General features: G+C 44.1%; 12 protein-coding genes. 6 read left to right on the forward strand and 6 right to left on the reverse strand.

Annotated features, from left to right (window positions below):
* Positions 1–11: 11 nt before the first annotated feature.
* Both hemE and ACZ444_RS10795 read right to left on the reverse strand, forming a co-directional pair.
* Entirely contained in the window at positions 12–1,052 is a 1,041-nt protein-coding gene (hemE, locus tag ACZ444_RS10790) for a uroporphyrinogen decarboxylase (protein ID WP_382357756.1), read from the reverse strand.
* Positions 1,053–1,169: 117 nt separating this feature from the next.
* A complete protein-coding gene (locus ACZ444_RS10795) occupies positions 1,170–3,305 on the reverse strand; it encodes a transglycosylase domain-containing protein (RefSeq protein WP_382357757.1) in 2,136 nt (711 codons plus the stop codon).
* A 147-nt stretch (positions 3,306–3,452) separates the two neighbouring features.
* Here ACZ444_RS10795 and ACZ444_RS10800 point away from each other — a divergent pair, with 147 nt between their 5' ends.
* On the forward strand, positions 3,453–3,956 hold the full coding sequence (locus ACZ444_RS10800; protein WP_382357758.1) for an antibiotic biosynthesis monooxygenase family protein: 504 nt from the start codon (positions 3,453–3,455) through the stop codon (positions 3,954–3,956).
* 42 nt (positions 3,957–3,998) lie between these two features.
* Here ACZ444_RS10800 and ACZ444_RS10805 read toward each other — a convergent pair whose 3' ends face one another.
* Positions 3,999–4,496 (reverse strand): thioredoxin family protein, encoded by a 498-nt coding sequence (locus tag ACZ444_RS10805; RefSeq protein ID WP_382357759.1) that lies wholly within the window; start codon positions 4,494–4,496, stop codon positions 3,999–4,001.
* Positions 4,497–4,704: 208 nt separating this feature from the next.
* Between ACZ444_RS10805 and ACZ444_RS10810 the strand changes: the two genes are divergently transcribed.
* Positions 4,705–5,148: a ferritin-like domain-containing protein gene (locus ACZ444_RS10810; RefSeq protein ID WP_382357760.1), complete on the forward strand. Its 444-nt coding sequence runs from the start codon at positions 4,705–4,707 to the stop codon at positions 5,146–5,148.
* A gap of 152 nt (positions 5,149–5,300) precedes the next feature.
* Positions 5,301–6,479 (forward strand): M20 metallopeptidase family protein, encoded by a 1,179-nt coding sequence (locus ACZ444_RS10815; protein WP_382357761.1) that lies wholly within the window; start codon positions 5,301–5,303, stop codon positions 6,477–6,479.
* Between the two features lie 11 nt (positions 6,480–6,490).
* Here ACZ444_RS10815 and ACZ444_RS10820 read toward each other — a convergent pair whose 3' ends face one another.
* Entirely contained in the window at positions 6,491–7,717 is a 1,227-nt protein-coding gene (locus ACZ444_RS10820) for an ABC transporter permease (RefSeq protein ID WP_382357762.1), read from the reverse strand.
* Entirely contained in the window at positions 7,710–8,453 is a 744-nt protein-coding gene (locus tag ACZ444_RS10825; protein ID WP_382357763.1) for an ABC transporter ATP-binding protein, read from the reverse strand. The genes ACZ444_RS10820 and ACZ444_RS10825 overlap by 8 nt, the downstream gene beginning before the upstream one ends.
* Before the next feature lie 511 nt (positions 8,454–8,964).
* On the opposite strand from ACZ444_RS10825, the gene ACZ444_RS10830 reads away from it, so the two are divergent.
* The 3 genes from ACZ444_RS10830 (at position 8,965) to ACZ444_RS10840 (ending at position 10,598) form a co-directional block, all read left to right on the forward strand.
* Positions 8,965–9,390 (forward strand): HIT family protein, encoded by a 426-nt coding sequence (locus tag ACZ444_RS10830; protein WP_382357764.1) that lies wholly within the window; start codon positions 8,965–8,967, stop codon positions 9,388–9,390.
* A 194-nt stretch (positions 9,391–9,584) separates the two neighbouring features.
* Positions 9,585–10,103 carry a tryptophan transporter gene (locus tag ACZ444_RS10835; RefSeq protein ID WP_382357765.1) on the forward strand — a complete coding sequence of 173 codons (519 nt, stop codon included), beginning with the start codon at positions 9,585–9,587 and terminating at the stop codon, positions 10,101–10,103.
* A gap of 135 nt (positions 10,104–10,238) precedes the next feature.
* Positions 10,239–10,598 (forward strand): YtxH domain-containing protein, encoded by a 360-nt coding sequence (locus ACZ444_RS10840; RefSeq protein WP_382357766.1) that lies wholly within the window; start codon positions 10,239–10,241, stop codon positions 10,596–10,598.
* A 322-nt stretch (positions 10,599–10,920) separates the two neighbouring features.
* Here ACZ444_RS10840 and ACZ444_RS10845 read toward each other — a convergent pair whose 3' ends face one another.
* Positions 10,921–11,904: a glycine betaine ABC transporter substrate-binding protein gene (locus ACZ444_RS10845; RefSeq protein WP_382357767.1), complete on the reverse strand. Its 984-nt coding sequence runs from the start codon at positions 11,902–11,904 to the stop codon at positions 10,921–10,923.
* Positions 11,905–11,998 lie beyond the last annotated feature (94 nt).

Below are 11,998 nucleotides of genomic sequence, written 5' to 3' on the forward strand. Positions count from 1 at the left end.
CACCTCTTAATTTAAATTGCTTTGTTTGAATACGTATGGATCAGATTCGTTAATTTTTGCAAAGTAGCCGGCTTAATATCCGGGGTTACGCCGTGGCCCAGATTAAAGATATGCCGTCCGTCGTGCATGCTCTCATCCAGGATTGCTTTTGTTTTTGTTTCAATCGTCTTCCAGTCAGCAAGCAGAACCGTTGGATCCAGATTTCCCTGCAGCACTTTGGTGATTCCCATCTGACGCGCTTCAGAAATCGACGTGCGCCAATCAAGCCCAATCACATCTACTGGCAAGTCATTCCATTCCAGTAACAGATGCCGTGCGCCTACGCCGAAGATAATCAGCGGCACATTTTCTGTCTGCAAAGCTGAAAAGATACGCGACATAGCTGGCTTAATATAATAGCGATAGTCTTCCACATTCAAGGCTCCGACCCATGAATCAAAAATTTGCACAGCACGAGCACCGGCAGCAATTTGTGCCTTCACATAATCAATCGTCATGACTGCCAGTTTATCCATTAAGGCAAACCAGACATCCGGCTGACTGTACATGAGCGCCTTTGTCTGGCTGTAATTTTTAGACGGGCCGCCTTCAATCATATAACTTGCCAAGGTGAATGGTGCACCGCTGAAGCCGATCAACGGTACATTCAGCTGTTCTTCAGTTAACAGGCGGATCGTATCCAGCACATAGGACACGTCACGTTCCGGCTGTAACGTGCCCAATTGTTCGACGTCCTGAAAACTGGTGATTGGATTGCCGATCACCGGTCCAACACCCTTTTTAATTTCCACATCAACACCCAATGGCACAAGCGGCGACATAATATCTTTATATAAAATCGCGGCATCCACACCATAGTGTTCCACTGGCAAACGTGTCACATAGGCACATAATTCCGGCTGATGTGTAATCTCAAACAATGAATATTTTTCTTTTAACTCACGGTATTCCTTCTGCGATCGGCCCGCCTGCCGCATAAACCAGGCAGGCGTGTAAGTGGTTGATTCACCTCGATAAGCTTGTAAAAGCGTATCATTAAAATCTTTTATCACAGACACCACCCTTTTCACGGTAATAAACATGTATAGGTTTTACTATAGCGATTCTTCATGCCGATGTATAGGAATTATCAGGCATTGTCATGAATTTGTCTAATAAGCCCTTCTATATCACTGCATCGACAGCTCGACTGTATTCGACTTTTGTCCCTCTGTTTTTGTCAATGGGTCATAGGGGACAACATAATAACGCGAGGAGCCGAACAGCTTGATGTTATCAATTTCGTATTCATGATCACCTTTGACTTCAGCAACCTGTTTATCAACCTGCTCGTCCTTTTCCTCATAAATACGGTAAATAATCCGGTCATCACGCGGCTCTGTCCACTCTAATTTAGCATCAAACAGTGAAAAACCGCCAAATGTATACTTCCCATGCAGCGTTATGTCGTCAGGAAGCTCGATTGGTTCCGGCAGCGCTGAGACATTCGCTGGTTTTTCAAACGAGCCGGCCAGCGTATCCCGCTTATCGATTTGTGACAATATCGCCTTTGTTAATTTCGTGGGCATCTCACTTCCCGCCGTTAAATAGTGCTCCGCATCGGACGTGTCATAACCCATCCATGCTGCACTCACATATTCGGGTGTGAATCCGGCAAACCAGGCATCCTTATCAGCTCCATTCACATGCGGATGCTGTGTTGTACCCGTTTTGCCTGCAAGTGCTTTAGGATAACGCCCCGCACTTCCGGTACCGTCTGTCACAACAGTGGATAAAATAGACGTTATATCCCAGGCCACTTGCGGGCTGAAGACATTTTCATCATGTGTTTCCGCTGCCTGCAGGACAGTTCCTTCGCGGTCCTTCATTTTCTCAATAGCTACCGAATCGCCTGTAGCACCATCATTAGCAAATGCACGATAGCCAGAGGCCACCTGCAGTGGTGTCACTCCTTTGGATAATCCGCCTAAGCCAATAGCCAGTCCCTTATCCTTAATCGGCATACCGAGTTTGTCCAAGTAATCCTTGGCATACGGGATGCCGATATCATTTAAGAGCCAGACGGTTGGAACATTTTTGGATTCCACCAGAGCATCATATAGCGATACATAACCAGCATACTGATCATCGTAGTTCGTTACGGTATACCCGTCAATATCACCTTTCCGATCAGGAATTAAGCTATAGGGCTGATAGGTTTCTTCCATCATGGCTGGTCCATAAACAGCAAGTGGCTTCATGGCCGATCCTGGCTGACGTTTCACAGTCACTCGATTCAAGCCGCCAAGCTTATAGTCGCGGCCGCCGACAGCAGCCGTTATGTGTCCTGTATCGCGTTCCAGCATAACAAAAGCCCCTTCAGCTCCGCCGGTATTGCCTGCAAAATAATCGTCATTTTGAAATTTATTATAGACAATTTGCTGAATGTCCGGATCAAGGGTTGTCACAATCTGATAACCACCGCGCCGTAATTCATCCCTGGATAGATCATACCGTTCGTTAGCCTTTTGCAGTACAAGGTCGATAAAACTTGCCGTCCATGGCTTGGGCTCATAATTCTGAATAGCCAGTTCCGTACCCTTTGCCTGTGTTTTATCAAGCTTGTTCTCTGAGATAGCTCCCGTCTCTTCCATAGCCTGCAATACAACATTACGGCGTTTTTTTGCTTTATGAGGATGCCGAATTGGCGAATAGCCATTAGGGGCTTTTACCAACCCGGCCAATTGCGCCCCTTCCGCAAGGGACAGCTCATCAGCGGACTTATCGTAATACTTCCAGGCTGCTGCTTCAATACCATACACACCGCTCCCAAAGTAAACTTTATTCAAATACAACTGAAGAATCTTCTCTTTTGACAAATGGCGTTCCAAATAAATAGCTGTCATTAATTCTTTTATCTTGCGCATCCACGTTTTATCATTCGAAAGGAACAGGTTTCTCGCCAACTGCTGGGTTATGGTACTGCCTCCCTCCACTTTGTCCATGGCTATGATATCACGCACAACGGCCCGGACGGTCGCTTTGAAATCAATAGCTCCATGATCATAAAAACGCCTGTCCTCAATCGCTATAAACGCATTCTGAACGTTCTGCGGAATGTCATCCAATGTCACAGGCTCCCGGTTTTCATCATACAGCTTACCTATGAGCTCACCGTCTGAAGTTTTAATTGTCGTTGTGGCATCAAGCGTCAGCGCATCCTCATCGACAAGGAAAGTCCCTCCGAAGTATATGATAAGAAACCCGGCGCCGCCTAATATAAGCAGGAATGTGAATGAAAGCAGCAGCCATTTCAGCTTTTTCATTGTTAGGAAATTCACCTCAAAAACAGTATACGACAATCTTTTTATTGACGAAAGATAATATTAGTTAGTCATTATTCTAAACAGATTAATAACGTCGCTTAACGGGTATGTTAAACTGAAAGGAAAGTTAACGAAAGGAGACTAATCATGAACGCGTATATGACAAATGGAACATATGACTTTCTGCAGAAGCTTCCGGCTGAACAACCATCAATTGACTTCTTCTTTATGCATGATAATGCCAACACGCTTGTTTACTGCGAAGGCAATTTCAAGAAGAACGTCTTTGCCGCCGGCCGGTCATATGAAGCCGTAACGGCAAGCGGTGATTTAAACAAAAGTGGTTTCGTGGTGATGAACAACATCCCGGTTTCTGATGATGGCAAAGCTCTATTTGAAGACAAGTTCAAACAGCGGCAGCAAATGGTTGAGTCAGAACCTGGTTTTCAGTGTTTTCGGTTATTGCGTCCCAAAAAAGGCAATACATATATTGTTATGACGCAATGGGCATCAGAAGCAGACTTTAACAACTGGAAAAACTCAGATCAGTTTAAGCAGGCGCACAAGGAAGGCAGTGACGTCAAACCGCCGGCCTATTTTCTGGAAAGACCTTTTCTAACCAGCTATCATATGATTGAGGAAAACGAATAAGCCGGTGGAAACAAGCAGGCTTAATCATCTCTGGCCTGCTTGTTAATCCGTTTCACCGGTATCGTTAACAACATATTCCTTAAAGAACTGCCGGTACATATCATCCGGCTGAGGACCGTTAATCCTGTCGACTTCCTCACCATCTTCATAGTAAACAAGCGTCGGCGTACTATCGATGTCATACGTGTCCCAGCCATCCCTGAATTCCAGCAGATTCAATTTCTTCATATCAACACCCATGTCCTGAGCAATCGGCACCAGTCTTGGTGTCAGTTTCTGACAATGCGGACATGTCGGATCATAAAAATAAACGACCATATCGTCACCATCTGACAGTTTCTCATCAAGTTCTTTTGGCACCATTTGATTCTGATAGTTCGGGTTATCCAATTGATCGATTGTTGCCTGATCTAAATTATCTTTGCCATATGGGTTGTCTTTATCTACCGCTGCCTGTTCACTCTTATAATTAGTTGCAAAATAAAGAGCTGCAACCAGCACAATAATGACGCCAAGGATGATCAGTATTTTCTTTTGCATAGCGTTAAATCTCCCCTTGATGCTTGATCGTATTCGTACAAACAGCTTACATTGCCCAGTCACTGCGTATTATACAGTGACCAGAAAGCAAAAGCAAAAATGACGTCTCCTCTGCAGCAGGTATTTTTAACAATTTTATGTTTCAAAAAAACACAGACGGGAATAGTACTTGTGAAGACAGACTATAATTGAAAGGTTGTGATGGATAATGAATAAAGACTACAAAAATCTGATTGATGGTTTGAATGACGACCTGGCTCACGAATATGCAGCAGCGATTCAATATACGTACAGTGCAGCTGTTGTAACAGGAGTGCATCGGGCAGCGTTAAAACCCTTCTTTGAAGATGAAATTAATGACGAAATGGGTCATGCGTTATATCTGTCCGAAAAAATTAGCGCTCTAGGCGGGACTCCAACAACGAAAGCCGCTGAACTATCACAGCCAACGGAAGTCAAAGATCTGCTTGAGGCAACATTGCAATCGGAGACAGATACGATCAAACGCTATGAAGAACGCAAACAGCTGGCAGAGAAATTAGGCGAAACAGCACTCGTTGTAAAACTGGAAGATGTCATTGCTGACGAAACGAAGCATAAGGAAGAAGTCGAAAACCTTCTAGCTGATCCGGAAGGCGTCTTAAACAAGTAACAATAAGCTATTGTGGGCACCCCCCTTAGGACAGACAGATCTGCAAATCAGCATCTGAATGCCCTGAGGGGGATTTTTATGCCAGCAAATTCCGGCCATACCTTTTTACAACGCATGTTATGATAAAAGAAGTACATAAAGGAGGCCTTCACGTGTTAAAGGCGATTCATAACAAACTGGATGACCTATATCCGGAAATGGTGGAAATCAGGCGTTTCTTGCACCAGTATCCAGAACTGTCATTCCAGGAAACCAAAACAGCTCAGTACATTGCTGATTTTTATGAAGAACTTGGTATCCCATATCAGCAAAACGTCGGTGGCAATGGTGTGATAGCAACTCTTGAAGGCGGCAAACCGGGAAAAGTGGTTGCCCTTCGTGCTGATTTTGACGCTCTGCCAATCCAGGATGAAAAAGATGTGCCCTATAAGTCAAAAATAGATGGCGTCATGCACGCATGCGGACATGACGGACATACGGCCTCACTCTTAACGCTTGCCAAAGTCATGACCGCGTTTCAGGATGATTTGCCAGGAACGATTTTGTTTTTACATCAGCATGCAGAAGAATATGCACCAGGCGGAGCACAGCCTATCATCGAATCCGGTGCGCTTGATAAGGCGGATGCTGTTTTCGGAACGCATTTGTGGGCAACAACACCATTCGGCGTCCTGCAGACGTCAAAAGATACTTTCATGGCCGGACCGGATCGTTTTGAAATAACGATTCAAGGCCAAGGCGGACATGGCGGCTACCCGCATCAGACAAAAGATGCGATCACAATTGGATCACGACTTGTTTCACAGCTGCAGGAAATCGTCTCCAGACGGCTGGATCCGCTGTCAACTGCCGTTATCTCAATTGGTCAGTTTGAAGCCGGCAGCGCCTTTAACGTTATTGCCGATAAAGCACGCCTCGTAGGTACAGTTCGTTATCTGCAGCTGGACGTTCAGGAACAGATAATTGAAGAAATGGAGAAAGTCATTCAAGGGACCTGTATTGCCAACGACGCTTCCTATACATTTGACTACGACAAAGGGTATCCACCGCTCGTTAACAACACCCAGGAGGCAGAACTAGTTCTTGAGGCATCTAAACAGGTTGACGACATTCATACTTCCGAGGAAATACAGCCCGTTATGGCCGGCGAGGACTTTGCCTACTACACGCAAGCAAAACCGGGCGCCTATTTTTTCACAGGTGCCAAAAAAGAGGGATACCCTCACCACCATCCGATGTTTGATATTGACGAGAGAGCTATTCCAGTCGCTGCCAAAACACTGATCGCTGCCTACTTCGCCTATCAGGCCCAAACACAGGCAAAAGGCTGATCCTATAAAGATCAGCCTTTTGTGCCTGCACTAATTTTTCGCCTTGCATAGCCCTTAGTGAACACGTAATTAAACACCGTACCGCCTGCCAGTATGATGACCATACTGCCCCATTCCTGCATCAGTAAAAACAGAAGCGTAAACAGAACCGTCTGGATGCCTGTCAGCTGGAACAGCAATTTTAAAAAGGAGTCTTGCCTAACAGCCAGACTGACCGGATAAAGATCAAGCCACATATTCGTTCTGTGCTGGTGATACAGTGTCATCAGCTGAAAACTGCTCATGTAGACGAAGAGCAGAGCAAAGAGCAATTTCATCCACATATTAGGCACAAAATAAATGATTAATCCTCCAATAATAATCAGCCGTACGTAAATCCCCAGATAATCACCACTGCGAACAAACGAGATCCGGTATAAATAATCAAATGTCCGGCTTTGGACAAGCGGCACCCGGCTGACAAGCGACACGAGCCACTGTCTGCGTTTAACCTGATTTTTTAAATGGGGCACATCTGTAAACATGTTAGCCACACGGTAAAATGTCTGCATGCGACTGCGGTCTTTCTCCACAAGCATATCCCAAACGACACCAGCCCGTTTACGGGAAATCGTTAAATCATATAAAAATATGAGTGCAAACAACACTGTCGTGATGCCGGCCCATAGCATCGCACCTTGTACCAGACAGTAAAACACGGCCACATTCAGCAAAACGCGGATAATCTGATCCGTCAGCCGCAATTCAGGCTCCCGGATTTTCAGCATCCACCAGTTCGCAATTAAATTGCCGGCTTTTAGAATCAGCATCACAAACAATGTTCCCAAGTACGCATCACCGGCACGGTCTGGAAACGACGCAAAATAAAGCGGGCCAAACATCGCACCGGCCAGAAAGATCACGTAAAGCTGTACGACGAAACTGTAGATTATGGCATCACGGAAATATGGTCCCATTCTATGTTCCGCTGCAATCAGAAAAACCAGATCCGGTTCTTTCACCAATGTGCGTACAGGACTATGGCTCACAAGCAGGCCGAATGTAACACCGATAATCAGAGCTGTTGGAAAGCCTTCTGGCAGTTCTTCCAGCCATTGCCGGTAATAATAGGCACCCGCCGAAACAAAAAACAGCATCGCAAACGCAATATGCCCGTTAAAAATATAGCGCAGATAACGGCTCAGTTCTTTAACATGAGACGCGAGCCGCTGTTTAAAGAAGCGATGAGAATTAAACATGGCTATCTTCCTTTGTGAGCTCCACATATAAGTCGTCCAGTGTCGCACCCGGCATGTTAAAGTCCCTGCGCAAACTCTCCAGCGTACCGATCGCTCGGATGCCTCCATCATGTAAAATGACAAACCGGTCGCAATTCCGTTCCGCTGTGGCCAGAATATGTGTTGACATCAGCACACCTGATCCTTCTGCTTTCATACCGTCCATTAATTCAAGATATGACTTAATACCAAGGGGATCAAGTCCGACGAATGGTTCGTCCACAATGTACAGCGGCGGTTCGATCAAAAACGCACACATAATCATGACCTTTTGACGCATTCCCTTCGAAAAGTGCGTTGGAAACCATTTCAGCCGTTTTTCCATCCGAAACTCCTTCAGAAGCGGTGTAAGGCGTTTTTCAAACACATCTTCCGGGATATCATAGGCCATCGCTGTCAACTGCAAATGCTCATACAGTGTCAGTTCATCGTATAATATCGGCATTTCCGGAATGTAGGCGATTTGACGCCGGTATGTATTCGGATTTTCCGAAAACGTTTGACCATTAACCGAAACACGCCCTTTTTTGGGCTGCATTAAACCTATAATATGTTTAATCGTCGTGCTTTTCCCGGCACCATTGAGACCGATTAACCCAACGATTTCGCCTGGAAATACATCCAGTGAAATGCCGTGCAGCACATTTTTATGGGTATAGCCGCCATGTAAATCGGCTATATGCAACAAAGATTCCACAAGCGTTCCTCCCAAAAATCCACTTCACTAAAAGTTTACCACGTTTAATGGACGTTGCCAAAAAAACTCTTCGACAAAAACGAGTATATATGCGCATTGGCCGTTAATACTAATTATGAAGCAAGAGAAGGAACAGAATCAGCTATTATCGCACGATCCAAAACGAGGTGTTTGTGTTCGATAATCAGATGATTGAACTCAGGATAAGCGTAAGTATAACGCTGTAAACCAATCTTGAAAACCATCTATTGTATAAACCTTTTTGCCGGATATCTCTGTTAAGGAATGCCGACTTAATGGTTTATCACCACTTTGGACTGTGTAACGATCACACAAAGTCCCCAACATGACAGATGTCTGTCCGTCTCTTGCTTGTTATTAACAGGCCGGATCACTCTTAATCCCGGCCTGTTTTTAGTGTATGGAGTGGCGTCAAATAAATTGCTTTACTTTACTTATCAGCCTGTTTCTTTATACAATGAATGAAATACATACATAGGGAGTGATTGGCATGGATCATGAGGATTGTATCTTTTGCAAAATCATCAATGGAGATATTCCATCAGCGAAGGTATATGAGGATGAGAATGTCTACGCATTTTTGGATATCAGTCAAGTGACAAAGGGACATACGCTGGTCGTACCCAAAACACATACCCAAAACATTTATGAAACACCTCCGGATGTCGCCGGTAAATTATTTGAACGCGTTCCAGCAATAGCTAACGCCATTAAAAGGGCCTACCACCCAGCAGGCATGAACTTACTAAATAATAACGAGAAAATAGCTGATCAGTCTGTATTCCATCTGCACATCCATTTGCTTCCACGTTATGATGAAAATGATGGCTTTTCATCGAACTGGCAGGTTCATGCCAATAATTATTCGCAAGATGATCTGCAAACAATAGCCCAAACAATCGGAAGTGAATTGTAGTCACCATTTACACTAAAATTAGGAAAATTGACGGCTGTTTATCTGTTTGTCAATCTGTTATAATGAAACTACGTTTTCGCAGCTGGCGAAGAAGCACAGTTGGAAGACAATACGCCAAAGGTTGCATTTGAATATAAAGTATAATCATTTACATCCTTAAGGCTCTAGCTTAGCTTAGAAGAGGAGAGATAAAAATGAATACGAGAGTTTTAGTGCTTCTATCATTATTTATGGGGATTGGAGCAGTGTTACACTTTATCATTCCGCCTTTCTTTTATGGAATGAAACCTGACATGCTGCTCTCTATGATGTTTTTGGGCATTATGCTGTTTCCCAGGCTGAAGTATACGCTTGTCGTATCAATGGCTGCGGCATTTATTTCCGCGCTGACAACCCAAACACCAGGCGGTCAGATTGCCAACGTCATTGATAAGCCGATCACAGGCCTGCTTTTCTTAGGGCTATTACTGCTCATTCAAAATCGGTTAAATAATACGTTTAGCGTTCCTGTATTAACGGCTGTCGGTACGATGATCAGCGGCTCAATATTTTTGACTGCAGCTCTTTATATAGTCGGTTTAATGGACGGCGCATTTCCAATTTTATTTGTATCCATTGTACTTCCGGCAGCAGTCCTGAATACAGCATTTATGATGATCGTCTATCCAATTGTCCAAAACATTCTAAAACAGACACAATTAACCACCATTTAAAACACGATGACTAGTTACAGTAATCCTCTGGCACATCCATTCTGTCAGAGTTTTTTTAGCCTTTTGTTACTTGATTAAACGTTGTGAAGGAGAAACGAAACACGTATAAGAATTACTGGAAGGAGTGTTCGACACATGGCCAATAACAAATCATTATTTTTAGGGTTTCTAACAGGGACTGCCATAGGCGCAGGAGCAGCTTTATTAACCACACCTGAAGCAGGCACTGGCATGCGGGGCCGTGTCAAACAACAAGGTTCCAATTTCATGTTTCAGATTAAGAAGCTAAAAGACCGTGGTTTAACATTAAGTAATCAGCTCACCAAGACATCCAAAGAAGGTGCCTTTCTTGCTAAGGATTTAACACAGGAAATGAAAAAATCCGTGGAAGAGTGGAAAAAAACAATCGAACCTCACCAGGAGAATATGCAGGAATATCTGGAACAGCTTGAATCCAGCATAACTGACTTGGAAAATAAGGTCCGTCAGTCGTAGTTCTGAATAAATTCGTTATACCTAATACGCACATTATCCAAGCGTATCTGAATGCGTCTAGGAGCCTGCAAAAAATGGCTGCGACATAGAGCAGTATAAAATGGTTTCAATTCGTCTTTTACGGATTGAAACCATTTTTAGTTTGCACCATTATCATAATAATAGGATAAGCTTCCATACCAGTATCCCTACATTTCAGGGCATCTGTCCAAAAAATAAATTCGGCGATTAACTATAAAACAAGCGTGGCATCCTTATCATTTTTCATGGTGGACGCCACGCTTATTATTTTAATTTACGGAAGGAATTGCCCTATAAGCTTTTACTCAGCAGCAATGCCTTCTTCCCATTTCTCGACTAAGTCGCCATTTTCGTCCATAAATTGATCGGCAACTTTTTCGGCATCTTTGTCATCAACAAAGATCGGTGCCATATATTCGTTTTCGATTTCTTCACCCCAATCTGCAGCGAAGCGGGTCGCAATTTTATAAGCTGCAGGGTGGGCATCTTCGAATCCTTTGTTAAAGACAAGCTGAATCTTGTCACCTGCACCACCATAGACGTCGTCTGGATCCTCAAGCATTTTTAGATCAAGGTCAGCGAAAATCCAATGTGGCTTCCAAAGAGGTACAACGATTGGCTCTTCGTTTTCTATTTTAGTTTGCAGTTCGGAAAGCATAGCGGATTCAGAGCTGGACGTAAGTTCCCAATTGTCTAAGCTATAGTTTTCAAGTGCTTTTTCGGTGTTCTGCATGATGCCAGCGCCTGGGTCGATGCCGATGATTTCCCAGTCAACTTTTTCGCCAAGTTCATCATTGCCTTTGAGGTCTTTAACCGAATTAACATCTTCCATATAAGAAGGAACAGTCAAAGCAAGTGGTGCCTGTTCAACTAAACTGTCTTCCTCATAAACTTTAACTTTATCACTATATTGATCCAGGTAGTCACCGTGAGTTGCCGGCAGCCAGCCTGTTGCGTTAAACGTATTTTTATTATCTGCTGTGCTTGTCCACATTGGACCAGCTTCAACCTGTTTTACGTCAACGTTATAGCCAACGTCTTCAAGCACATTTGCGAGTATTGGCGTACGGGTTGTAGAACCAGCCCACGCTACATACGGCAGTGTGATATCTTTCCCGCCAAGCTTAGTGCCATCGCTGCTTGCGTCGTCGCCACTGTCCTCAGTTGACTCATCGCTGCCATCTGAAGAAGAGCTTTCCTCGTTTGAATCATCGCCACATGCTGCAAGCGTAATAGCCAGAACAAGAGCTGCAGCTAAGCCTAACAATCTAAATTTCTTAAACATAAGAAATATTCCCCCTAAATCTTAGTAATATATATGTTCTCGGATGATCCATCCTGCTTAGCATACAATGCTCTGGATGGATCGTCCGCAGACA

The organism is Lentibacillus kimchii (genome assembly GCF_055381965.1).

Coding starts and splice junctions, on each gene's coding strand:
- ACZ444_RS10795 (WP_382357757.1), bottom strand. CDS start 3,305: ATGAAAAAGCTGAAATGGCTGCTGCTTTCATTCACATTCCTGCTTATA.
- ACZ444_RS10800 (WP_382357758.1), top strand. CDS start 3,453: ATGAACGCGTATATGACAAATGGAACATATGACTTTCTGCAGAAGCTT.
- ACZ444_RS10805 (WP_382357759.1), bottom strand. CDS start 4,496: ATGCAAAAGAAAATACTGATCATCCTTGGCGTCATTATTGTGCTGGTT.
- ACZ444_RS10810 (WP_382357760.1), top strand. CDS start 4,705: ATGAATAAAGACTACAAAAATCTGATTGATGGTTTGAATGACGACCTG.
- ACZ444_RS10820 (WP_382357762.1), bottom strand. CDS start 7,717: ATGTTTAATTCTCATCGCTTCTTTAAACAGCGGCTCGCGTCTCATGTT.
- ACZ444_RS10830 (WP_382357764.1), top strand. CDS start 8,965: ATGGATCATGAGGATTGTATCTTTTGCAAAATCATCAATGGAGATATT.
- ACZ444_RS10835 (WP_382357765.1), top strand. CDS start 9,585: ATGAATACGAGAGTTTTAGTGCTTCTATCATTATTTATGGGGATTGGA.
- ACZ444_RS10840 (WP_382357766.1), top strand. CDS start 10,239: ATGGCCAATAACAAATCATTATTTTTAGGGTTTCTAACAGGGACTGCC.
- ACZ444_RS10845 (WP_382357767.1), bottom strand. CDS start 11,904: ATGTTTAAGAAATTTAGATTGTTAGGCTTAGCTGCAGCTCTTGTTCTG.